The sequence below is a fragment of the Microbacterium sp. A20 genome, from assembly GCF_004794515.1.
Lineage (GTDB): Bacteria > Actinomycetota > Actinomycetes > Actinomycetales > Microbacteriaceae > Microbacterium.
The window spans coordinates 1-21,437 of sequence record NZ_SSDF01000030.1 but is presented as its reverse complement, the minus strand read 5'-3'; the positions used below and the strand labels follow the sequence as shown (position 1 = coordinate 21,437).

20 protein-coding genes, 1 tRNA gene and 1 pseudogene are annotated in these 21,437 nt (G+C 68.9%); 15 read left to right on the top strand and 7 right to left on the bottom strand.

What is annotated here, in order from left to right; genetic code table 11:
- The 9 genes and pseudogenes from DW298_RS01035 to DW298_RS00995 form a co-directional block, all read left to right on the top strand.
- Positions 1-1,000, top strand: a pseudogene (locus tag DW298_RS01035) (DNA polymerase III subunit gamma and tau); the annotation flags it as partial.
- On the top strand, positions 1,000-1,593 hold the full coding sequence (gene recR / locus DW298_RS01030) for a recombination mediator RecR (protein ID WP_136040642.1): 594 nt from the start codon (positions 1,000-1,002) through the stop codon (positions 1,591-1,593). The pseudogene DW298_RS01035 and the gene recR, both read left to right, overlap by 1 nt.
- Entirely contained in the window at positions 1,590-2,507 is a 918-nt protein-coding gene (locus DW298_RS01025; RefSeq protein WP_136040641.1) for a DMT family transporter, read from the top strand. Before recR ends, DW298_RS01025 begins: the two co-directional genes overlap by 4 nt.
- A 235-nt stretch (positions 2,508-2,742) precedes the next feature.
- On the top strand, positions 2,743-4,023 hold the full coding sequence (locus DW298_RS01020; protein WP_136040640.1) for an aspartate kinase: 1,281 nt from the start codon (positions 2,743-2,745) through the stop codon (positions 4,021-4,023).
- Between the two features lie 219 nt (positions 4,024-4,242).
- Positions 4,243-5,310, top strand: coding sequence for an aspartate-semialdehyde dehydrogenase (locus DW298_RS01015; RefSeq protein ID WP_136040639.1), 1,068 nt, complete (start codon positions 4,243-4,245; stop codon positions 5,308-5,310).
- A gap of 83 nt (positions 5,311-5,393) precedes the next feature.
- Complete coding sequence (locus DW298_RS01010) at positions 5,394-6,866, top strand: malate:quinone oxidoreductase (protein WP_136040638.1); 1,473 nt, start codon at positions 5,394-5,396, stop codon at positions 6,864-6,866.
- A gap of 9 nt (positions 6,867-6,875) precedes the next feature.
- Entirely contained in the window at positions 6,876-7,529 is a 654-nt protein-coding gene (locus DW298_RS01005) for a thymidine kinase (protein ID WP_136040637.1), read from the top strand.
- A 188-nt stretch (positions 7,530-7,717) separates the two neighbouring features.
- A complete protein-coding gene (locus DW298_RS01000) occupies positions 7,718-8,440 on the top strand; it encodes a GntR family transcriptional regulator (protein ID WP_136040636.1) in 723 nt (240 codons plus the stop codon).
- Between the two features lie 10 nt (positions 8,441-8,450).
- Complete coding sequence (locus DW298_RS00995) at positions 8,451-9,710, top strand: alpha-hydroxy acid oxidase (protein WP_136040635.1); 1,260 nt, start codon at positions 8,451-8,453, stop codon at positions 9,708-9,710.
- 30 nt (positions 9,711-9,740) lie between these two features.
- On the opposite strand, the gene DW298_RS00990 is transcribed toward DW298_RS00995, so the two are convergent.
- The 6 genes from DW298_RS00990 to DW298_RS00965 form a co-directional block, all read right to left on the bottom strand.
- Positions 9,741-10,583, bottom strand: coding sequence for a DUF1295 domain-containing protein (locus tag DW298_RS00990; protein WP_136040634.1), 843 nt, complete (start codon positions 10,581-10,583; stop codon positions 9,741-9,743).
- Between the two features lie 59 nt (positions 10,584-10,642).
- Complete coding sequence (locus DW298_RS00985) at positions 10,643-11,398, bottom strand: HAD-IIB family hydrolase (RefSeq protein WP_136040633.1); 756 nt, start codon at positions 11,396-11,398, stop codon at positions 10,643-10,645.
- Positions 11,395-11,871 (bottom strand): VanZ family protein, encoded by a 477-nt coding sequence (locus DW298_RS00980; RefSeq protein WP_136040632.1) that lies wholly within the window; start codon positions 11,869-11,871, stop codon positions 11,395-11,397. The genes DW298_RS00985 and DW298_RS00980 overlap by 4 nt, the downstream gene beginning before the upstream one ends.
- Positions 11,872-11,945: 74 nt before the next feature.
- Positions 11,946-12,022 (bottom strand) — tRNA-Pro (locus DW298_RS00975).
- A 56-nt stretch (positions 12,023-12,078) separates the two neighbouring features.
- Positions 12,079-13,020, bottom strand: coding sequence for a metallophosphoesterase (locus tag DW298_RS00970; RefSeq protein ID WP_240744961.1), 942 nt, complete (start codon positions 13,018-13,020; stop codon positions 12,079-12,081).
- Positions 13,011-15,569, bottom strand: a complete 2,559-nt coding sequence (locus DW298_RS00965) for a penicillin-binding protein (RefSeq protein WP_136040631.1) — start codon at positions 15,567-15,569, stop codon at positions 13,011-13,013. The genes DW298_RS00970 and DW298_RS00965 overlap by 10 nt, the downstream gene beginning before the upstream one ends.
- 88 nt (positions 15,570-15,657) lie before the next feature.
- On the opposite strand from DW298_RS00965, the gene DW298_RS00960 reads away from it, so the two are divergent.
- Complete coding sequence (locus DW298_RS00960; protein ID WP_136040630.1) at positions 15,658-15,882, top strand: hypothetical protein; 225 nt, start codon at positions 15,658-15,660, stop codon at positions 15,880-15,882.
- Positions 15,879-16,337, top strand: a complete 459-nt coding sequence (locus tag DW298_RS00955; protein ID WP_136040629.1) for a RidA family protein — start codon at positions 15,879-15,881, stop codon at positions 16,335-16,337. The genes DW298_RS00960 and DW298_RS00955 overlap by 4 nt, the downstream gene beginning before the upstream one ends.
- An 88-nt stretch (positions 16,338-16,425) precedes the next feature.
- On the opposite strand, the gene acs is transcribed toward DW298_RS00955, so the two are convergent.
- The gene (acs, locus tag DW298_RS00950; protein ID WP_136040628.1) at positions 16,426-18,393 is read right to left on the bottom strand and encodes an acetate--CoA ligase; all 1,968 of its coding nucleotides are present in this window, start codon (positions 18,391-18,393) and stop codon (positions 16,426-16,428) included.
- A 401-nt stretch (positions 18,394-18,794) separates the two neighbouring features.
- On the opposite strand from acs, the gene DW298_RS00945 reads away from it, so the two are divergent.
- From DW298_RS00945 to DW298_RS00930, 4 genes are all read left to right on the top strand, one after another.
- The gene (locus DW298_RS00945) at positions 18,795-19,802 is read left to right on the top strand and encodes a TadA family conjugal transfer-associated ATPase (protein WP_136040627.1); all 1,008 of its coding nucleotides are present in this window, start codon (positions 18,795-18,797) and stop codon (positions 19,800-19,802) included.
- Positions 19,796-20,698 carry a type II secretion system F family protein gene (locus DW298_RS00940; protein ID WP_136040626.1) on the top strand — a complete coding sequence of 301 codons (903 nt, stop codon included), beginning with the start codon at positions 19,796-19,798 and terminating at the stop codon, positions 20,696-20,698. The genes DW298_RS00945 and DW298_RS00940 overlap by 7 nt, the downstream gene beginning before the upstream one ends.
- A gap of 69 nt (positions 20,699-20,767) precedes the next feature.
- On the top strand, positions 20,768-20,965 hold the full coding sequence (locus tag DW298_RS00935) for a DUF4244 domain-containing protein (protein ID WP_136040625.1): 198 nt from the start codon (positions 20,768-20,770) through the stop codon (positions 20,963-20,965).
- Positions 20,965-21,327 (top strand): TadE family type IV pilus minor pilin, encoded by a 363-nt coding sequence (locus DW298_RS00930; RefSeq protein ID WP_136040624.1) that lies wholly within the window; start codon positions 20,965-20,967, stop codon positions 21,325-21,327. Before DW298_RS00935 ends, DW298_RS00930 begins: the two co-directional genes overlap by 1 nt.
- The last annotated feature ends 110 nt before the right edge of the window (positions 21,328-21,437 follow it).

Genomic DNA, 21,437 nt, shown 5'->3' with positions numbered 1-21,437 from the left:
CGCCGCCTCACCCACGTCGCCGGCGGCTGCTGCTTCGTCTCCCGCTGCGACGGGCCAGACCCCGACCGCCGAGGCCGAAGCGCCCGCTCCGGAGGAGACCGCGCCGGCCGCACCCGAGCCCGCTGCCCCACGAGGGCCGGTCACGTTCGACGCCATCCGTGCATCCTGGCCCGCTGTCCTCACCCGGCTCGAGGGCATCAGCCGCACGTCCTGGCTGTTGGCCACGGCGGTGCAGCCGCTGGCGTACGTCACCGACACCGAGGTGTTGACGCTCGGCTTCACGAGCCAGCATGACGTCGCGAAGTTCAAGGGCACCACTCCGGGTTCCGGGCCTTCGGACCACCTGCGTTCCGCGATCGAGCATGAACTCGGCGTGCGGGTGAAGTACCTCCCCGCGCCGATGCCCGCCGGTGGTGCTCCGCGCCAGTCCGCGGCATCCGGTCCCTCGGCGCCTGCCGACTCCGCTCCCGCATCGGAGCCTGCGTCAGCGAGTTCTCCCCGCTCGCAGGTCCGTGGCGCGTCGGCCTCCGCCGTGACGGAGTGGGCGGTCGCACCGATCCCCACCGCGCAGGAAGAATCGGCGAGTGCTCCGCCCGTGTCGGCTTCGCCGCTGCCCGTCGACGAAGAGCCCGAAGAGGTCGAGGCGGCGGCATCCGCGCCCGTCCCGCCGTCCGATGGTGCGATCGATCGCGATGAGCCTCCGCTTCCGGGCGACGACGAGGCTCCGGCCTTCGATGACGAGCCGCCCTACGATCCCTCGTACGAGCCGCCGGTCTCACGGCAGTCTTCCCCGCAGCAGTCTGCGCCGCAGCGAACCGCTCCGCAGGCTCCGCAGCCACCTGCCCCGCAGATGCAGCGTGCGGCAGCCCCGCCGGTCGTCATCGAGCGCGCACCCTCGGTCGGGGGAGTGCAGCGCTACGGTGAGGCCGTGATCCGCCAGGTGCTCGGCGCGACGTTCCTGCGCGAAGAGCCCTACGAGCCCCCGACGAGGTTCAACTGATGTATGACGGCATCGTTCAGGAGCTGATCGACGAGTTCGGTCGGCTCCCCGGCATCGGCCCGAAGTCCGCCCAGCGGATCGCGTTCCACATCCTGCAGACGCCGACGTTCGACGTCGCGCGCCTCGCGGAGCTTCTCAGCGAGATCCGGATACGGGTGCGGTTCTGCGAGATCTGCGGCAACGTCGCCGAGCAGGAGCGGTGCGCCATCTGCCGCGACCCGCGCCGCAGCCAGACGCTGATCTGCGTGGTCGAAGACGCGAAAGACGTCGCTGCCATCGAGCGCACGCGTGAGTTCCGCGGGCTCTACCACGTGCTCGGCGGGGCCATCAGCCCCATCGCCGGCATCGGCCCCGACGACCTCCGCATCACGCAGCTCATGACGCGTCTCGCCGACGGCACGGTGCAGGAGGTCATCCTCGCCACCAACCCCAACCTCGAGGGGGAGGCGACCGCGAGCTACTTGAGCCGGCTGCTCACGACGATGCAGATCACGGTGTCCCGGCTCGCCTCCGGGCTGCCCGTCGGCGGCGACCTCGAATACGCCGACGAGGTCACCCTCGGTCGTGCGTTCGAGGGCCGGCGCATCCTGTGACCCCGAACGCGGGCTTCTCGCGTCGCGGTTGGCTTCTCTTCGGCGCCATGGCGCTGCTGTGGGGTGTGCCGTATCTGTTCATCAGCGTCGCGGTCGAGTCGTTCTCCCCGCCCGCGATCGTGGCCGGGCGCACTCTCATCGCCGCCCTGCTGCTCCTGCCGTTCGCGATTCGCAGCGGAGCGCTCCGGGCTGCGCTGAAGCACTGGCCGTGGGTGCTGGCGTTCGGCGCGGTCGAGATGGCCGGTCCCTTCCTGCTGCTCGGACACGCCGAGATGACGCTGCCTTCCGGCATGACCGGCCTGCTGGTGGCGACCGTGCCGCTCTTCGCCGCGCTGATCGCGCTCGGTGGGGGCGACCGCGGAGTGCTGCGGCCCGCCCGCGGGATCGGACTTCTCGTCGGCTTCCTCGGCGTCGCGGTCGTGGTCGCCGGTCCCGGTCTCTTCGGCGGCGAGGTCAGCCTGCTGGCAGCGGGGGAGGTGCTGCTGGTGGCCGTGCTCTACGCGATCGCCCCGTTCATCGTCGCGCGAAAGCTGAACGACGTCCCTTCGCTGGGCACCATCACCCTGTCGCTGCTGATGATCGGTGTCTTCTACCTCCCGATCGGTCTTCTCACGCAGCACGAGGTGCCCACGCTGCCGTCGATCGCGGCCCTCCTCGCGCTCGCCGTGATCTGCACCGCGGTGGCGTTCCTCGCCTTCTTCGCCCTGATCCGCGAGGTGGGCCCGGTGCGCGCACCGCTGTTCACCTACGTGAATCCGGTGGTCGCGATCATCCTCGGCGCGATCGTCCTCGCCGAGCCGCTGACGCCCGGGCTGCTGCTCGGCTTCCCGCTGATCATCATCGGCTGCTGGTTCGCCGCCACGGGCGGTCGTCTGCGTCCGGCATCTCCCACGGCGCTCCCTCCCGCCCTCTGACCCGCGTTCCCCGCGCTGTCGCATTCGCCGAGTGCACGGCTTATCGCCGAGCGCACGGCCTGTCGACGCCGACTTCCCGTGCGCTCGGCAGCTTCCCGTGCACTCGGCGACCGCGGGGGCACCCGCCGCGCGCGCGGGAGATGCGCGGGGCGTGGATGACACATGCGCAACGTGGCATACGCGCCGATCGTAGAATGAGCGTGGGCGGATCCGCCCGACATCCCAGGGAGTGATCGTGGCCCTCATCGTGCAGAAGTACGGCGGCTCGTCCGTCGCCGACGCAGAGAGCATCAAGCGCGTCGCCAAGCGCATCGTCGACACCCGTCGCGCCGGGCACGACGTCGTCGTGGCAGTCAGCGCCATGGGCGACACCACCGATGAGCTGCTCGAACTGGCGAACGAGGTCGCCCCGATCCCGGCGCCGCGAGAACTCGACATGCTCCTCTCCAGCGGAGAGCGCATCTCGATGGCGCTGCTGGCCATGGCGATCCACTCCATGGGCTTCGAGGCGCGGTCGTTCACGGGCAGCCAGGCGGGCATGATCACCGACTCGCAGCACGGTGCCGCTCGCATCGTCGATGTGACCCCGGTGCGTCTGCGCGAAGCGCTCGACGAGGGCGCGATCGTGATCGTCGCCGGATTCCAGGGCTTCAACCGCGACACCCGCGACATCACCACTCTCGGCCGCGGCGGCTCGGACACCACCGCCGTCGCCCTCGCCGCCGCGCTCGACGCCGACGTCTGCGAGATCTACAGCGACGTGGACGGCATCTTCACCGCGGATCCGCGCGTGATCCCGAAGGCGCAGAAGCTCGATCACGTCTCGAGCGAGGAGATGCTCGAGCTCGCCGCCAACGGCGCCAAGGTGCTCTACATCCGCGCCGTCGAGTACGCGCGCCGTCACGGCGTCCTCATTCACGCTCGGTCGACGTTCTCGTCGGCCGAGGGCACGTACGTTCTGGGCGAGGGTATGAAGAACCCTCGCGAAGCCGAGGGAGCAGTCATGGAAGAACCGATCGTCGCCGGGGTCGCCACCGACTTCAGCCAGGCCAAGATCACGGTCGCGGGCGTGCCCGACGTCCCGGGCAAGGCTGCCGAGATCTTCAAGATCGTCGCGAAGTCGGGCGCCAACGTCGACATGATCGTGCAGAACGTGTCGGCCACCGGGCGCACCGACATCTCCTTCACCGTCCCCAAGGCGGATGCCGCCGGCGCGCTCAAGGCGCTGGCGGGGGACCAGGCCGAGGTCGGCTTCCAGAACCTGATCCACGATGACCAGATCGGCAAGCTCTCGGTCGTCGGCGCGGGGATGCGCACGCACTCCGGGGTTTCCGCGACGCTGTTCGAGGCGCTCTCGGCCGGCGGCATCAACATCGAGATGATCTCGACGTCCGAGATCCGCATCTCCGTGGTCCTGCGCGACACCGACCTGACCGAGGCGGCACGCACCGTGCACACCGCCTACGGGCTCGACGGGGAGTCCGACGCCACGGTCCACGCCGGCACCGGCCGCTGATCTCTGGCGGCTGCCCGACGATTGACCGAGAGTTGGACGATTCGCGGAGGGATTCCACGAATTCGTCGGCGTATCGTCACCCGCACCGTGAATCGTCCGCTTCACCTCGGACCACGGTAGACTCACCGAAACCCTGACACCGGCGCCAGGCGCAGCATCCGCATCCCGACGCCGCGCCCGAAGCCTCGTACGCAGCACCGCACGACGCCAAGGAACATCATGACCCGCATCTCCGAATCAGGACTCTCCGTCGCCATCGTCGGCGCCACCGGCCAGGTGGGCACCGTCATGCGCGAGATTCTCGCCGAGCGGTCGTTCCCGATCCGCGATCTGCGCCTGTTCTCCTCCGCGCGTTCCGCGGGCACGGCGATCGAATTCGGTGGCGCGACGGTCATCGTCGAAGACGTCGAGACGGCGGATACCGCCGGCATCGACATCGCCCTGTTCTCCGCCGGGGCCACGGCGAGCCGCGCCTACGCTCCGCGTTTCGCTGCAGCCGGTGCCGTGGTCGTCGACAACTCCAGCGCCTGGCGCATGGACCCCGAGGTTCCGCTCGTCGTCAGCGAAGTGAACCCGCATGCGATCGATGAGCGCCCGAAGGGCATCATCGCGAACCCGAACTGCACCACCATGGCCGCGATGCCCGTGCTGAAGGCGCTGGATGCCGAGGCCGGCCTCGAGCGTCTGATCGTCTCCACCTACCAGGCGGTCTCCGGCTCCGGTCTCGCCGGTGCGCAGGAGCTGCTCGGCCAGGTCGAGGGCGTGCTCGCCCAGGGCGACACCCTGCGCCTCGTGCACGACGGCTCGGCGGTCGACTTCCCCGAGCCCGAGAAGTACGTCGCGCCGATCGCGTTCGACGTGATCCCGTTCGCCGGAAACCTCGTCGACGACGGCGACAACGAGACCGACGAAGAGAAGAAGCTCCGCAACGAGAGCCGCAAGATCCTCGAGATCCCCGGCCTCCGTGTGGCGGGCACCTGCGTGCGCGTCCCGGTCTTCACCGGTCACTCGCTCTCGATCAACGTCGAGTTCGCCCGCGTCATCACGCCCGAGCGCGCCCGCGAGGTTCTGAGCGCGGCGCCCGGCGTCGTGCTCGACGAAGTGCCGACCCCGCTGCAGGCGGCGGGCAAGGACCCGAGCTTCGTCGGACGGATCCGTGCCGATCAGTCTGCTCCCGAGGGCAAGGGCCTCGTCCTGTTCATCAGCAACGACAACCTGCGCAAGGGCGCCGCGCTGAACGCCGTGCAGATCGCCGAGGTCCTCGCGGAGCGTCTGGTCATAGCCTGACGGTATCCCCGCGATGTGGAACCGCTCTGGCAGGGGCGGTCCACATGGTCTGCGAGCGCGTGCCCGCCACCTAGACTGGTTCGGTGACAGAAAACGTCGATGTCGTCCTGATCGGCGGTGGCATCATGAGCGCCACCCTGGGTACTCTCCTGCACGAGCTGCAGCCGGAGTGGAAGATCGTCGCCTTCGAGCGACTCTCGGATGTGGCTCAGGAGAGCTCGAACCCGTGGAACAACGCCGGCACGGGGCACGCCGCCCTGTGCGAGCTGAACTACATGCCGCAGCAGGGCGATGCTCCGCTCGACCCCGCCAAGGCCGTGTCGATCAATGAGCAGTTCCAGCAGAGCCGCCAGTTCTGGTCGTCGCTGGTCGAGAAGGGCGTGCTCGACGCGCCGTCGACCTTCATCAACGCGACTCCGCACATGACGTTCGTCCGCGGTGAGAAAGATGTCGCGTACCTCAAGGCCCGCTACGAGGTGCTGAAGGAGCAGCCGCTGTTCGCCGGCATCGAGTACAGCGAGGACTCCCGCGTCATCAACAAGTGGGCGCCGCTACTGATGCAGCAGCGTCGCAAGGGTGAGCCGTTCGCCGCGACGCGCGTGCCGGCCGGCACCGACGTCGACTTCGGAGCCCTGACGCACCAGCTCTTCGACCACCTGACCGAGTCGGGTGTCACGCTGCGCACGAACCACGAGGTGCGCAGTCTCAAGAAGCAGAAGGACGGCGGCTGGCTGGTCAAGTACCGCACGACCATCGGTCGCACCCCGAACGAGGTCAAGGCGCGCTTCGTGTTCGTCGGTGCGGGCGGCTGGGCTCTCAAGCTGCTGCAGAATTCTGGCATTCCCGAGATCAAGGGCTACGGCGTCTTCCCGATCGGCGGCCAGTTCCTCAAGACCACGAACCCGAAGGTCGTCGCCCAGCACAAGGCGAAGGTGTACTCGCAGGCATCCGTCGGTGCTCCGCCGATGTCGGTTCCGCACCTCGACACCCGCGTCGTCGGCGGCGAGTCCTCGCTCATGTTCGGGCCCTTCGCGACGTTCAGCCCGAAGTTCCTCAAGAACGGATCGATGCTCGACATCGTCTCGCAGGTGCGCACGCACAACCTGCTGCCGATGCTGCAGGTGGCCGTGAAGAACCCCGACCTGATCACGTACCTGGTCGGCGAGCTGCTGAAGAACCACGCCAAGAAGGTCGACAGCCTGCGCACCTTCATGCCGACCGCCAAGGACGAGGACTGGACTCTCATCGATGCCGGTCAGCGCGCCCAGGTCATGAAGAAAGACCCGAAGAAGGGCGGCATCCTGCAGTTCGGTACGGAGGTCGTCTCGTCGGCCGACGGATCGATCGCCGGTCTCCTGGGCGCATCGCCCGGTGCATCGACCGCGGTGCCGATCATGCTCGAGCTGCTCAAGGCCTGCTTCCCGGAGGAGTACCCGGGCTGGGAGCCCGAACTGCGGGCCCTGATCCCCACGTTCGGCGAGAAGCTGAACACGGATGCCGCACTCGCGGAGCAGTCCACCGAGGCGACCGCCGCCACCCTCGGCATCAACGTCTGAGTCCGCACCGTGGCGAAGCTCTACTTCCGCTACGGCGCGATGAACTCGGGCAAGTCGACCTCTCTGCTGCAGGCCGCGTACAACTATGAGGAGCGCGGCCAGCACGTGCTGCTCGCGAAGCCCGCGATCGACACCAAGGGTGCCTCCGAGATCGAGAGCAGGCTCGGAGTCACCCGTCAGGTCGATTTCCTGATCGGCCCCGACGACGACGCCCGCGCGCTCTTCGCGGAGCACCGCGCGCGCATGCAGCATGCATCGGACGACGAGTTGCTCCCCGCGGGACCCGCAGATGTCGCGTGTCTCCTCATCGATGAGGCGCAGTTCCTCACGCCGGTTCAGGTCGACGATCTCTTCCGGATCGCGGTGGAGGACGGGATCCCGGTCATGGCGTACGGTATCCGCAACGACTTCCTCACCCATGCTTTTCCCGGATCCGCGCGGCTTCTCGCGATCGCGCACTCGCTGGAGGAGCTCAAGACGATCTGCCGCTGCGGGCGGAAAGCCGTGTTCAACGGCCGCGTCGTGGGCGGGCGCTTCGTGTTCGACGGTGACCAGGTCGCCATCGACGAGGGCGCCATCGGGTCGCCCTCGCCGGAACTGACGACCTACGAATCACTGTGCGGCACCTGCTATCTCGAGGAGTCCGGCGGACGCCTGGGCTGAGTCCGCGAGCGGCCCCGTTTCGGACGCGCGCAAGGGGCTGGCTCGCACAGAAAAGGGCGGCTCGACGGCGCAGGGCTCGACGGCGCAGGGCTCGACGGCGCAGGCTCGACGGGACGCTTCGCATGCGTGACCCCGTTTGCGTGGTCTGACCACACGCGCTAACCTGTGGTCAGACCACAGGAGGATCGATGAGCGACCAGCCGGCGCGCGCATGGCAGCTCGTGCTCGAGCACATCGAGCGCGATCTGCTCGACGGTCGACTCGGACCCGGTGACCGCCTGCCGTCGGAGCGCGATCTCGCGACCGAGCTCGGCGTCGGCAGGTCCAGCGTGCGCGAGGCTTTCCGCGTGCTCGAGGTGATGGGACTCATCCGTACCGCCACCGGTTCCGGCCCGCAGTCGGGTGCCATCGTCATCGCCACCCCGACCGGCGGCATGTCGGCGCTGCTGAGACTGCAGGTGGCGGCTCAGGGCTTTCCGTTGGACGATGTCGTCCGCACACGTCTCGTCCTCGAGGATGCGGTCGTCAGCGCCATGGCCGCGTCGCCCGATCGCGACACCGCACGCGCTCATGAGCTGCTCGCCGCGATGGATGCCGACGGCCTTTCCGCCGAGGAGTTCCTCGCGCTCGACGCCCAGCTGCATCTCTCGCTCGCGGAAGCCAGCGGGAACACGGTGATTGCCGCGATGATGGCGGGCCTGCGTTCGTCGATCGAGTCGTACGTACAGGCGGGAGCTGCGGCGATCCCGGACTGGAAGGCGATGGCGGTCAGGCTCCGCGCCGAGCACCACGCACTGGTCACCGCGATCGATGCCGCCGATGTCGAGGCTGCTCGAACCCTCGTCCGCACGCACATCACCGGCTATTACACATCCGCGGGACTCACCCGCGACATCCATCCCCAGAACTGAGAGGCACATCATGGTGCAGCGCCAGCTCCCGAATCCCGTCGAACTCCTCGACCTCATGAAGTTCAAGAAGCCGGAACTCGACGGTCGCAAGCGCCGCCTCGACGCCGCGCTGACCATCGATGATCTGCGTCTGATCGCCAAGCGGCGCACGCCCAAGGCGGCATTCGACTACACAGACGGCGCGGCCGAGGGCGAGCTCTCCCTCACCCGTGCCCGCCAGGCCTTCCAGGACGTGGAGTTCCACCCCGGCATCCTGCGTCCGGCACCCGACGTCGACACGAGCACCGAGATCCTCGGTGGCCCGTCGGCGCTGCCGTTCGGCATCGCGCCCACCGGGTTCACGCGGCTGATGCAGACCGAGGGAGAGGTCGCCGGAGCCGGTGCTGCAGCCGCCGCCGGCATCCCGTTCACCCTCTCCACGCTGGGCACCACGTCGATCGAGGGCGTCAAGGCCGCCAACCCGCACGGCCGCAACTGGTTCCAGCTGTACGTGATGCGTGATCGCGAGATCTCCTACGAGCTCACCCGCCGCGCGGCCACGGCCGGCTTCGACACGCTGCAGTTCACCGTCGACACTCCCGTCGCCGGTGCTCGTCTGCGCGACAAGCGCAACGGCTTCAGCATCCCCCCGCAGCTCACGCTCGGCACGGTCATCAACGCGATCCCGCGCCCGTGGTGGTGGTTCGACTTCCTCACGACGCCCAAGCTCGAGTTCGCGTCGCTGAGCACCACCGGCGGCACGGTCGGCGAGCTGCTGGATGCGGCCATGGATCCGACGATCAGCTACGACGATCTCGCCGTCATCCGCGACATCTGGCCCGGCAAGATCGTGATCAAGGGCGTGCAGAACGTCGAGGACTCCGTGCGCCTGCGCGATGCGGGCGTCGACGGCATCGTCCTGTCGAACCACGGCGGACGCCAGCTCGACCGCGCGCCCATCCCGTTCCACCTGCTGCCCGAGGTCCGTAGGGCCGTCGGCGACGACTTCACCGTCATGATCGACACCGGCATCATGAACGGCGCCGACATCGTTGCGGCCGTCGCACTCGGGGCCGACTTCACGCTCATCGGCCGTGCGTACCTCTACGGCCTGATGGCCGGTGGACGCCAGGGTGTCGACCGCACGATCGCCATCCTGCGCAGCGAGATCGAGCGCACGATGCGGCTGCTGGGTGTCTCTTCGCTGGCCGAGCTGGAGCCGGGCCACGTCACCCAGCTCACCCGTCTGGTGCCGGTCACCCGCGCGGGCGCCGAGGTGCGCACGCGCTGATCGCCTCGGCCGCACCGTGGCCTCGCCGTCTCAGGACTGCGGGGCCACGGCGGGGACCCGCGGCGGCCACGGGATGAGCATCGAGGTCGAGCGCTTGTACTCCGCGTAGGCCGGGTACTTGGATGCAGTGATCGACTCCGTGAAGATGGTCGACCCGATGAACAGCAGGGTCAGCAGGGCAGGTCCGATGATCGTCGGGTTGAGCGCGCCGCCGACGAAGCCTGCACCGCCCGCGACCGCCGCGGTCGCGCCGAGCGCATAGAAGGCCCACCACTGCGCCTGTTCGAAGAAGAAGTTCGGGTGGCGGCTGAAGCGGAACAGCCCCGTCGTCAGGAAGCCCGGGGCGAGCGTGCCCCCTGCCTGCTTCTTGCGCTGGTGGAAGCGCCACTGCTGCTGGTCGGCCACGGTCTCGCCGACGAGGAACCCGAGGAACGCGGCGACGAAGAGGGCATCCCATCCGGTGAGGGCTGCGGGATGCTCCGCCGCGACCAGGGCGGGCAGCGTGATGAGCACGAGCAGCGTCATCTGGTAGCCGATGATGAACAGCACGTTGAAGCCCTGGAACTGCCACGGGCGCATGCGCCCGCGCAGGATCGCCCACCGGTAGTCCTCGACGCCGGTGTAGCCGCCCTTGCGCGCGAAGTTGAAGGTCAGGCGGGCGCCCCAGGCTGTCGCGAGAACGCCCATGAGTACGATGCGCACGGAGCCGTCGCCGTTCGCGAAGGCGCCGGCCACGAAGATCCACACGTAGGCCACGGGAACGATCGACCACGCCCGATCGACCCATGAGGTGTCGCGCGTGATCAGGGAGAGGATCCAGCACGCGACGCTGGCGGCCGCGGCGGTGATGATGACGATCAGCAGGGCATCCATGACGCCATGTTAGGACCAGAGCGCGACGGTGTGGCGCAGGATGCTTCGACGTCAGAGCGTCAGAGCGTCAGCAGGAGTTCATCGAGCTTGTCCGCCGTGTCTTCCCACCCGTCGACGGCCACGGACGGCACGCCGATGGCAAGGACCGGGTAGTCGTTCCCGCTCTCGTCGAGGCGATCGCCGTAGAACAGCATCTGGGTGAGAGGGATGCCGGTGTGCTCGGCGAGCTGTCGCATCCCGAAGGCCTTGTCGATGCCGGCCCGGGTGATGTCGATGGACGTCGATCCGCCGGAGCGCACCTCGAGTCCGGGGAGTCGCGCGGCGACGGCGGCACGAAGAGCCGCGCGCTTGTCTCCCGTGGGGTCCCAGTCGTGCTTCGCTTCGCGCGGCGCGCGCTGACCCAGTGCGGAGAAGGTGATCTGCGAGCCGCGGTCTTCGAGGATCTCGCCCCAGGGCTCGGCTTCCCACAGGCCCAGGCGCTCGGCCTCCTCGCGCAGTGCCGTCAACGCGGCCTGCTTGTCCTCGTCGCTGAGGTCGTGCGCGTACACCGGAGCGAAGTCGGAGCCGTCGTGGCGGAGGTAGCGCGTGCCACAGGTCGGGAGCAGGTGCAGGCGGGCGAGGTCGGCGGCATCCGCATCGCCGAGGCGCGCGAGGACCTGATTGCGGAACTGCTCTTCGTTGCCGCCCGAGATGATGGCGACGTCGACCGATCGCAGCAGGCTGCGCAGCAGCGACGCGATGCGCGGATCGATCAGGCCCTTGGATGGGGCGAGCGTGTCATCGAGGTCGAAGGCGACGAGTGTGGGCGCGGTCATGGTGTCTCCAGCCTAGAAGGTGGCCGCTGGGAGGGTCGTGAAGCGAGCAGTAGCGTGCAGAGGACGGCGAACACGACGCCGGCGAGCGCGCCGGTCGAGTTGGCCACGACGTCGGTCACCGTCGGCGCCCGATGCGGGAGGGCCACGCGCTGCGCGGTCTCGATGCCGAGCGAGAGCAACGGCCCGACCAGCAGGGCGAGCGGCCACACCCGGCGGGGGAGCAGGACGAAGGCCAGAATGCCGACGGGCACGAACGCCAGGATGTTCGCGATGATCTCGAGCCGGGTGAAGTCGAGCGATTCCCAACCGAGGCGGTGCGCGGCGCGGAGGGTCAGGTCGAGGAGATTGGGCATGACCTGCTCGACTCGCGACGGTGTGAGGGTCAGAGCCGCGAGGCCCAGGAGGAACGGGATGCCGAGAGCCAGTGCCCACGCCCGGGTGAATCGGCGCGGTGGCGGAAGCAGAGACCCCATGCGTCCGTTCCCCCTTCGTGCGTGTTCCCCCTACAGAGAAGGCCGCCCCTGTGGGGGCGGCCTTCCGGTGTCACTGGTCGGGGTGACAGGATTTGAACCTGCGACCTCTTCGTCCCGAACGAAGCGCGCTACCAAGCTGCGCCACACCCCGTTTGCAACCCTCCGAGTCTACAGGGAAATGCTCCCTGCGCCGAATCGAGCCGGCGATCAGTCCCGCGCGGTGAGCGTGAGCAGCGTTGCCTCGGGGCGGCAGGCGAAGCGGACCGGCGCGTAGATCGAGTGTCCGCAGCCGGCGCTCACGTTGAGCGGCACCGTGTGGCCGTCGTGCGACCACCTGCTCAGTCCCTTGGCCTGCTTGAGGGGGATGTCGCAGTTGGCCACGAGGGCGCCGTAGCCGGGAAGGCACACCTGGCCGCCGTGCGTGTGACCGCCGAGGATCGCGTCGGCGCCGAGGCCGATGAATCCGTTGAGCACGCGCTGGTACGGCGCATGGGTCACGCCCAGCATCGGTGTGGAGGCGTCGCGCGGACCGAGCGCGCCGATGGCATCCGGCAGCACGTCGAGCCGGTCCCAGTCGCGGTGGGCGTCGTTCACCCCGAAGAGGTCGACCGGAGCGCCGGCGATGGTGAGCCGGGCCGCCGCGTTGTTCAGATCGGTCCACCCGAGCTCGTCGGTGAAGTACCGGTCCATGGCCGCGGTGTCGAGGTGCTCCGGCTCGGGCTGCTTCTTGGACGGCCCGAGGAAGTAGCGAAGAGGGTTGCGCGGAGAGGGAGCGGTCACGTCGTTCGACCCGTGCACGAAGACACCGGGGATGCCCGCGAGCGGGTCGAATGCGCGGCGGATGCCCTCCAGGCCGTTCTCATGCCCGAGGTTGTCGCCCGTGTTGACGACGAGGTCCGGCTTCAGCTCGGCGAGTGAGGCCAGCCAGTCCTGCTTGCGGTGCTGCCAGGGCGCCATGTGCGCGTCCGACACATGCAGGATGCGCAGGGGCGCCGAACCGGACGGGAGCGCGGCTGCCGTCGCCTCGCGCACCGTGAACAGGTAACGCTCGATGCCGATGCCCCAGACCGCTGCGGCAGCACCGACGGCCCCCACCGCGCCGAGCGCGATGAGGGCCGGGTGCGCGGCACCGCGAGCGTTTACTTGCACGTCACGGTGACGGCGGTGGACTTGCTGGTCGCCGTGCCGGGTGTCGGGTCCGTGGCGGACACGACGGCGGTCGGCGGGTTGCAGGAATTATCTATGGCGATCGACGTGAATCCCGCAGCGGTGAGCGCGGCCGACGCATCGGATCGCGACATGCCGACGAGTCCCGCGGGAACGGTCGTGCCCTGGCCGTTGCTGGGGGAGATCGTGATGGTCGTCCCCCCTGCGGTCTGCCCCTGCGGGTCCTGCGCGACGACGATGTTGGCGGGCTTGTCACTGTCGACGGCGGCGCCGACGGCCACGCCGAAGCCCTTGCTCTTGAGGGTCGACTCCGCCTCCTCCATCGTCATGCCGACGACGTTCGGGACGTCGACCAGCACCCGACGGGTGAGCTTGTCGTCGGGACGTGGGAAGTCGTCCCCGCCATACGCCGCGTTGGCGGCGGCCTGGGCGGCCTTCGCCAACGGGTAGCGCATGCCGTTGAGCTGGTAGTTCCCGGCCCATTTCTGGTAGATGTCCGACTGGCCCTTCCAGCGCCCTGCCCAGACCGCCGTAGCGACCTTGGTGCTGGACTCGATCATCATGGTGGACCAGCGGTCGTGCGTTCCGGTCTTGCCGATCAACGGGGTGCCGTCATACGGGTTCGCGTCGCGACCGGTGCCGCCGTCCATCACGCCCCTGAGAGCGTACGCGGCGGTGGCGGCGACCTCGGGGGAGATCACGCCGTCGGTGCACGAGGCCGCCGGAAGCTCGCGGTCCTTGCCGTCGGGGCCGACCACACGGTCGATCGCGCGCGGGGTGCAGTACTTGCCGCCGCTCGCGACCGTGGCGTAGGCGTTCGCCATGGCGATGGGGGAGATGTTCTTCGGGCCGAGCACGTCGTACGGGACGTTCTCTTCGGTGACCTTCTTGCCGTTGGCGAGCGTGACGCCCATCCGATCCGCCACCTTGTTGATCTCGCAGATGTCGAGCTTCGATGCCATCGCGAAGTAGCCGCTGTTCAACGACTGTCGCGTGAAGTCCATGACGCTCGCGGTGTATCCGCCCCCTCCGCCGAAGTTGCCGATCTCCTTGGTGTTCGCGGTCTGCGGGCTCTCGCAGACGGGGATCTTCAGGTTCGTCTGCACGCGGCCGTTCAGTACCTCGTTGACCGAGTGGCCCTTCTCGAGCCAGTCGATCAGCGTGAAGAGTTTGTACACCGAGCCGACCTGGAAGCCGCCGGAGTTGCCGTGCTTCTGGTCGCCGGCGAAGACGAGCGAGGTCTTCGCGAGATCATCGGTGGTGGTCTCGTCGAACTGCGTGTTCTGCGTGATCGAGAGGATACGACCGGTACCGACCTCGATCGAGACGCCCGCAGCGCCGAAGTAGTCGTTGTCGTAGTTGGCCGGAACGATATCGCTCATCGCCTGCGTCGCCGGATTCTGAATGCGGTAGTCCAGCGAGGTGTAGATCTTCAGGCCGCCGCGGCGGAGCAGGTCGGCGCGCTCCTGGGGAGTCTTGCCGAAGGCTTCGTCGTCGAGCACGATCGATCGCACGTACTGGCAGAAGTACGCGTTGACGCCGGCCTTCGCACACCCCTGTGTGGGCGGGTTCAGCGTCGGCGTGATCTCGGATGCGTCCGCCTCGTCGTACTGCGCCTGGGTGATCTTGCCGTCGGCGAGCATGCGTCCGAGTACGTAGTGGCGACGGTCCTTCGTGAGCGAGTATCCGCTCTCGGCGGTGTTCACCGCTTCGCCGTCCTGGTTCGTCGTGGTGCCCTGCGGCATGTCGATGCGGTACGTGTTCGGGTTCTGCACGATGCCGGCCAGGGTCGCGGCCTGCGCGACCGTGAGCTTCGCGGCGGTCGTGTTGAAGTAGTACCGCGATGCGGCTTCGATGCCGTAGACCGTGCCACCGAAGTTCGCGATGTTCAGGTATCCGAGCAGGATGTCGTTCTTCGAGAAGTCCTTCTCGACCTGGATCGCGTAGCGCATCTCCTGCAGCTTGCGTTCGATGCCCTCATTGCCGCTGGCGTTGGTCGCGTCTTCGAAGCACTTGCGGAGATCGTCGGCGTAGGTCTCGGAGGCCCGGTCGACGTCCTGCTCGCACTCCTGGATCAGCACGTTCTTCACGTACTGCTGGCTGATCGTGGAAGCGCCGCGGCTGGAGGTGCCGCGCACGTTGTCGATGAGCGCCTTCACGGTCGCGCCGAGGTTGACGCCGCCGTGGCTGTAGAAGCTCTTGTCCTCACTGGAGAGGATGGCGTCGTACAGCACGGGGGACACCTGCTCGTACGTGACCGGGACGCGGTTCTGCTCGTAGAACGAGGCGAGCTCGACCGTTTTGCCGTCGGGGTCGGTCGCGTAGATGGTCGACTGCTCCATCGGCGTGCCCGGGTTGAGGTTCTCGGGCAGCTGATCGAAAAGAGTGAGTGCCTGGGTGCCGGCGAGACCGGTCATGGTGAGGACGGGCGTGACGCTGGCAGCGACCAGGAGGCCGGCGACGGCGCTCAAGCCGACGAGCCCGACGAGACCGCCGAGCACGCCTCTCACCGTGCGATTCTTTTGGGGCATACGCTTGATCGTAGGGGAGTTCCCTGAATACCACCTTTGACGAGCCGGCCCGCAACGACGGTGTCGCGCCCCGATCGACAGGAGTGCCATGACCAGGTGGGAGTACCTCACCACGCCGTTGCTGATCCACAACACGGCAGCCATCCTCAACAACTGGGGCAAGCAGGGCTGGGAGCTCGTGCAGGTCGTGCAGGGTCCCGAAGGAGGTCTCGTCGCCTACCTGAAGCGTCCGGTCACGTCGGATTCCTCGGCGAACGCCGGCCTCGCCGCCGCGGAGCAGGCGGCTCGTCAGTTCGAGGGAGGCCAGGCGTGAGCGTCGCCGCCCGCCTGGCTGAGCTCGGCATCGAGCTGCCCGCGGTCGCCGCACCCGTCGCGGCCTACGTTCCCGCGGTCGCGCACGGCGGCCTCGTCTACACCTCGGGTCAGCTCCCGTTCGTCGCCGGTGCGCTCCCCGCCGTGGGCAAGGTCGGAGACGCGATCTCGGCGGAGGACGCGAAGACCTACGCGCGCACCTGCGCTCTGAACGCCCTCGCCGCGGCGGCGGATGCCGTGGGCGGCGTCGACCGCATCGGCGGAGTGCTCCGCGTGGGCGGCTTCGTCGCCTCCGCCGAAGACTTCACGGGTCAGCCCGGCGTCATCAACGGCGCCAGCGAGGTCCTCGGCGAGATCTTCGGCGAGGCCGGGCGTCACGCCCGTGCGGCCGTGGGCGTCGCAGAGCTTCCCCTCGGCAGCCCGGTCGAGGTCGAGGTGACCTTCATCCTCGCCTGAGCATCCGGCCGTCCGGCACATCCGTGCCGTACAAGAGAGAACGCGCCTCCCCGGATCGGGAAGGCGCGTTCTTCGTACGCCGGGAGTGCTACTTCACCTGTGCCGAGATGATGCTCATGACCGCGGTGTCGGCCAGTGTCGTCGTGTCGCCGACCTCGCGGCCTTCGGCGACGTCGCGCAGGAGTCGCCGCATGATCTTGCCGGAGCGGGTCTTCGGCAGCTCGCCGACGATGTACACGTCGCGCGGGCGGGCGATCGCCCCGATCTGCTCGCCGACCCACAGGCGCAGCAGCTGGGCAAGGCCTGCCGGCTCGTGTTCGGCGAGGTAGCTCTCCTTGATGATGACGAAGGCCACGACCGCCTGGCCGGTGGTCTCATCCGATGCGCCGACCACGGCAGCTTCGGCGGTCGCCTCGTGCGCGACCAGCGATGACTCGATCTCGGCGGTGGAGAGACGGTGACCCGAGACGTTCATGACGTCGTCGACGCGGCCGAGCAGCCACAGGTCGCCGTCCTCGTCGAGGCGGGCGCCGTCGCCCGCGAAGTAGTAGCCCTGATCCTCGAACTTCTCCCAGTACGTCTCGCGGTAGCGCTCCGGATCGCCCCAGATGCCGCGCAGCATGCTCGGCCAGGGTTCGGTGATCACGAGCAGCCCGCCGTTGCCGTTGCCGACCTCGACGCCCTGCTCGTCGACGACGTCGATCGAGATGCCCGGCAGCGGAACCTGAGCCGATCCGGGCTTGGTCTCCGTGACGCCGGGGAGGGCGGAGACCATGATCGCTCCGGTCTCCGTCTGCCACCACGTGTCGACGATCGGGGTCTTGCCGGCGCCGATGACCTCGCGGTACCACATCCACGCCTCGGGGTTGATGGGCTCGCCCACCGAGCCGAGCAGTCGCAGCGACGACAGGTCGAACTTCTTCGGCACGCTGCGGCCGATCTTCATGAACGAGCGGATCGCCGTCGGCGCGGTGTAGAAGATCGAGACCTTGTACTTCTCGATGATCTCCCACCAACGGCCGGGGTGCGGTGCGTCGGGCGTGCCTTCGTAGAGCACCTGGGTGGCGCCGTTCGCGAGCGGACCGTAGGTGACGTAGCTGTGCCCGGTGATCCAGCCGATGTCGGCCGTGCACCAGAAGACGTCGGTCTCCGGATGCAGGTCGAAGACGTACTTGTGCGAGTACGCGGCCTGGGTGAGGTAGCCGCCGGAGGTGTGGAGGATGCCCTTGGGCTTTCCGGTGGTCCCCGACGTGTAGAGGATGAAGAGCGGGTTCTCCGCGGGGAAGGCCTGCGCCGTGTGCTCGGCGGATGCCGCCGGAACCACGTCGTGCCACCAGAGGTCGCGTCCCTCGATCCAGTCCACCTCGTTCTCGCCGCGCCGGACCACGAGGACGTGCTCGACGGTCTGCTGCTCACCCTCGCCGCGATCGGCGAGGGCCTGGTCCACCGCCGGCTTCAACGCGGAGACGCGGCCCTTGCGGTAACCGCCGTCTGCGGTGATGACGAGCTTCGCTCCCGCGTCGTCGATGCGTGAGCGGAGGCTGTCGGCGCTGAACCCGCCGAACACCACGGAGTGGATCGCACCGAGACGCGCGACCGCGAGCATCGAGGCGATCGCCTCGGGGATCATGGGCAGGTAGATCGCGACGCGGTCGCCCTGGCCGATGCCGAGCCCTTCGAGGACGTTGGCGACCCGCTTGACCTCTTCGGTCAGCTCGGCATACGTGATGCGCCGGGAATCCCCGGGCTCGCCCTCCCAGTGCAGGGCGACGCGGTCGCCGTTCCCGGCCTCGACGTGACGGTCGAGGCAGTTGTACGCGACGTTCAGCTCGCCGTCGTCGAACCACTTCGCGAACGGCGGGTTCGTCCAGTCGAGCACCTGCGTGAACGGCTTGTGCCAGTGCACCAGCTCGCGGGACTGCTCACCCCAGAACGCCTCGCGGTCGGTGGCGGCGCGCTCATAGAGCTCGGGCGATGAGATGGTCTGGGCGACGAATTCCTCCGACGGTGCGAACCGCCGGGTCTCATCGAGAAGGTGGTCGATCTGGCTGCTCATCGGCAGACGCTCCTTTGCGGCATTCGGGTCGTTCGAGCCCGGCCGTGGGGGTGGACGGCCTGGTCAGGGCGAATCTATCCGCGCGGCCACACATCGCATACTGCCGAAAGTCGGTAGTCGCGCCGGTTTTGTCAGGACGGTTGCCTTGCGTACACTCGACGACAGCCGAAATCTCATTCCGGCCTTGGCGTGCCCGATTCCCCCAATCGTGCATCGCCGTGGGCGGCATCTCATTCCCCCCGTGAGATGCCGCCCATTCCTTTGGGAGCGCTCCCGTTCGCGGTGCGCCGTGGCCCGTCCGTCTCCTGCACCGGCCGGTCACCGCGGAGCTTCTGCACAGCGTCCGAGGTGCGGTTGCGCATCCCCTCACTTCCGCCGTTCGTGCCGCCTACCTTCGCGGTATGTCCGATTCCTTCGTCATCCAACCCCGAGGCTCAGCCCCTCTCGCCGGTGCGACGGAGGCCGCTCCCGAACCGCTGCGGCTCGACCCCGCCTTCGGTCCGCTCCTCCCGCACATCGACGACGCAGTCACCGATGTCTTCGTCAACGGTGGGGGCGGCCTGTTCGTCGACCGAGGCAGCGGCGCCGAGCCGGTGAACGGGTGGCGGGCGTCGGAGCGTGAGGTCCGAGACCTCGCCGTCGCGCTCGTCGGTCTCGGCGGACGCCATCTCGACGACCAGGCTCCGTGCGTCGACGTCCGTCTCAATTCCGGCATCCGCGTGCACGCCGTCCTCGCTCCGGTCTCGACGACCGGCACCGCGCTCTCCATCCGCATCCCTCGGGTGCGGGCAGCCGACCTCGAGGCGCTCGCCGCGCTCGGCTCCTTCGGTGCACGCCAGCGGGCCTGGCTCGTCGGCTTGGTGGCCGAGCGGGCGAACATCCTCATCACCGGCGGCACCGGCACGGGCAAGACGACGCTCCTGTCCGCGCTGCTCTCCGAGGTGTCCGCGACCGAACGCATTGTCACGATCGAAGACGTCGCCGAGCTTCGACCGCGCCACCCCCATCACGTCGCGCTCGAGGCGCGCCAGGCGAACGTCGAAGGAGCGGGAGGGATCACACTCGCTCGGCTGGTGAGGGAGTCTCTGCGCATGCGGCCCGATCGGCTGGTGGTCGGAGAATGCCGCGGGGAAGAGGTCCGCGAGCTGCTCACCGCGCTCAACACCGGGCACGACGGCGGTGCCGGCACGATGCACGCCAGCGGACTCCGCGATGTGCCCGCCCGGCTCGAGGCCCTCGGCGCGCTGGCCGGCATGGACGCGGTCGCCCTCGCGCGGCAGGCGGTGAGTGCTTTCACCGTGGTGCTGCATCTCGACCGTGCCCCCGGCGGCGTGCGTCGGATCCGTCAGGCAGGGCGACTCGTGATGGCGGGCGACCGGCTGGACATCGAGGAGGTGACACCGTGGTGATCCGGCGTCGTTCTGCCACGAGCGAGAGCGGGAGGGGACCGAGCGACGCCGCGACCTCGGTGCAGACGTTGGCCGTGCTGCTGCAGGCAGGCGCTGTGCCGGTCGTCGCCTGGCGGCACCTCGCCGGCATCGGCGATCCCCACGCGGTGGCCGTGACCGACCGAGTCGAGGCGGGGGTGCCCCTTCTCGACGCCATCGAGGCCGAGGGTGGGGCCTGGGTCGACCTCGCAGCCGCGTGGGAGATCGCCACGACAGTCGGAGCCCCGCTCGCGGAGGTGCTCAGGATCATCGCCGAATCCCTTCGCGATGCCGCGTCCGCCGCTGACGACGTGCGCATCGCACTCGCCGAGCCTGCGGGAACGGCGCGTCTGCTGCTGTGGATGCCGTTCGCCGGACTCCTCCTCGGCTTCGCGCTCGGCTTCGACACCATCGGGGTCATCGTCGGCAACCCGCTGGGCGCCGCCTGCGTGGTGGCGGGCCTGCTGCTCGTGCTCGCGGCGCGGCTGTGGACCAGGCGGCTGCTCCAACGCGCTGCGCCCGAGCCTGGCACACCCGGGATGCGGGCCGAACTGGTGGCCGTCGCGCTCGCCGGGGGCGCATCCATCGATCGTGCCCTCCGTCTGGCCGCCGAGAGCTCGGCTGGCGGCGGGGCCGAAGAGGGCATCCGGTCCGTGCTGGAGCTGTCCCGCGCAGCCGGCGTGCCCGCTGTGGAGCTTCTCCGAGCGTCCGCCGCGCAGGATCGGCATGCCGCGCGGGTGCACGGCCGACTGCGCGCGGCGAAGCTCTCGACGCAGCTGCTCATCCCGCTCGGCGTGTGCACCCTGCCCGCGTTCCTCCTGCTCGGCGTGGCACCGATGCTGCTCAGCGTCTTGGCCGCGACACCGCTGCCCCTGTGAGCGGGCTCCGTGCACCTGCGGAGACCACCCCACCGAGACGAAACCATCACACAGAGAAAGAGGTACATCATGATCAACATCCCCCGACTCGACCGGCGCCGCGCGGCTGCGCTGTTCGGCGACGACACCGGTGCAGCCACGGCCGAGTACGCCATCACCACGATGGCCGCGGTCGCCTTCGCCGGGCTCCTCGTCGTGATCATGCGGTCCGATGAGGTTCGCGGCATCCTCACCGATCTCGTCCGGCGCGCGCTCACCGTGTCGTGATGCCTATCCGGAGGAGCGCGGGTCGCGGCGGGGTGGGGGAGCGAGGCTCCGTCGCCGCAGAGCTCGCTCTCGCGCTGCCCGCGGTGGTCCTGACGCTCCTCCTCGGTGCGGGCGCGCTCGGCGCGGCTTCGCGCCAGGTGGCGCTGCAGGATGCGTCGGCGGATGCGGCCCGTCTCCTCGGGCGCGGCGAGGGCGCGGACGCCGCGCAGCGCGTGGTGGGCGCGGCCGTCTCGGGCGCCGGGATCTCGACGTCGCACTCGGGCGACCTGGTGTGCGTCACGGCGACGTTCGAGGCCTCCATCGGCGCATTGGTACGGCTGCCACTGCAGGCGTCGAGCTGTGCGCTCGACGGGGGCCGCTGATGGCGGGAACGGCGGTGGCCGCGGGGGTCTTGGTGACCGCGGCCGCGCTCTCGCTCGGGCTTGTCGCCGTCGGTGGAGCGGCGGTGACGGCGCAGCGCGCTGCCGGGGCG

What these genes read in the sequence shown, in the direction of transcription:
- DW298_RS00945 (WP_136040627.1), top strand. Translation starts at nt 18,795, where the DNA reads ATGTCCGATTCCTTCGTCATCCAACCCCGAGGCTCAGCCCCTCTCGCC.
- DW298_RS00980 (WP_136040632.1), bottom strand. Translation starts at nt 11,871, where the DNA reads ATGGGGTCTCTGCTTCCGCCACCGCGCCGATTCACCCGGGCGTGGGCA.
- DW298_RS00990 (WP_136040634.1), bottom strand. Translation starts at nt 10,583, where the DNA reads ATGGATGCCCTGCTGATCGTCATCATCACCGCCGCGGCCGCCAGCGTC.
- DW298_RS01000 (WP_136040636.1), top strand. Translation starts at nt 7,718, where the DNA reads ATGAGCGACCAGCCGGCGCGCGCATGGCAGCTCGTGCTCGAGCACATC.
- acs (WP_136040628.1), bottom strand. Translation starts at nt 18,393, where the DNA reads ATGAGCAGCCAGATCGACCACCTTCTCGATGAGACCCGGCGGTTCGCA.
- DW298_RS00930 (WP_136040624.1), top strand. Translation starts at nt 20,965, where the DNA reads ATGCCTATCCGGAGGAGCGCGGGTCGCGGCGGGGTGGGGGAGCGAGGC.
- recR (WP_136040642.1), top strand. Translation starts at nt 1,000, where the DNA reads ATGTATGACGGCATCGTTCAGGAGCTGATCGACGAGTTCGGTCGGCTC.
- DW298_RS00960 (WP_136040630.1), top strand. Translation starts at nt 15,658, where the DNA reads ATGACCAGGTGGGAGTACCTCACCACGCCGTTGCTGATCCACAACACG.
- DW298_RS01015 (WP_136040639.1), top strand. Translation starts at nt 4,243, where the DNA reads ATGACCCGCATCTCCGAATCAGGACTCTCCGTCGCCATCGTCGGCGCC.
- DW298_RS00965 (WP_136040631.1), bottom strand. Translation starts at nt 15,569, where the DNA reads ATGCCCCAAAAGAATCGCACGGTGAGAGGCGTGCTCGGCGGTCTCGTC.
- DW298_RS00935 (WP_136040625.1), top strand. Translation starts at nt 20,768, where the DNA reads ATGATCAACATCCCCCGACTCGACCGGCGCCGCGCGGCTGCGCTGTTC.
- DW298_RS00995 (WP_136040635.1), top strand. Translation starts at nt 8,451, where the DNA reads ATGGTGCAGCGCCAGCTCCCGAATCCCGTCGAACTCCTCGACCTCATG.
- DW298_RS00985 (WP_136040633.1), bottom strand. Translation starts at nt 11,398, where the DNA reads ATGACCGCGCCCACACTCGTCGCCTTCGACCTCGATGACACGCTCGCC.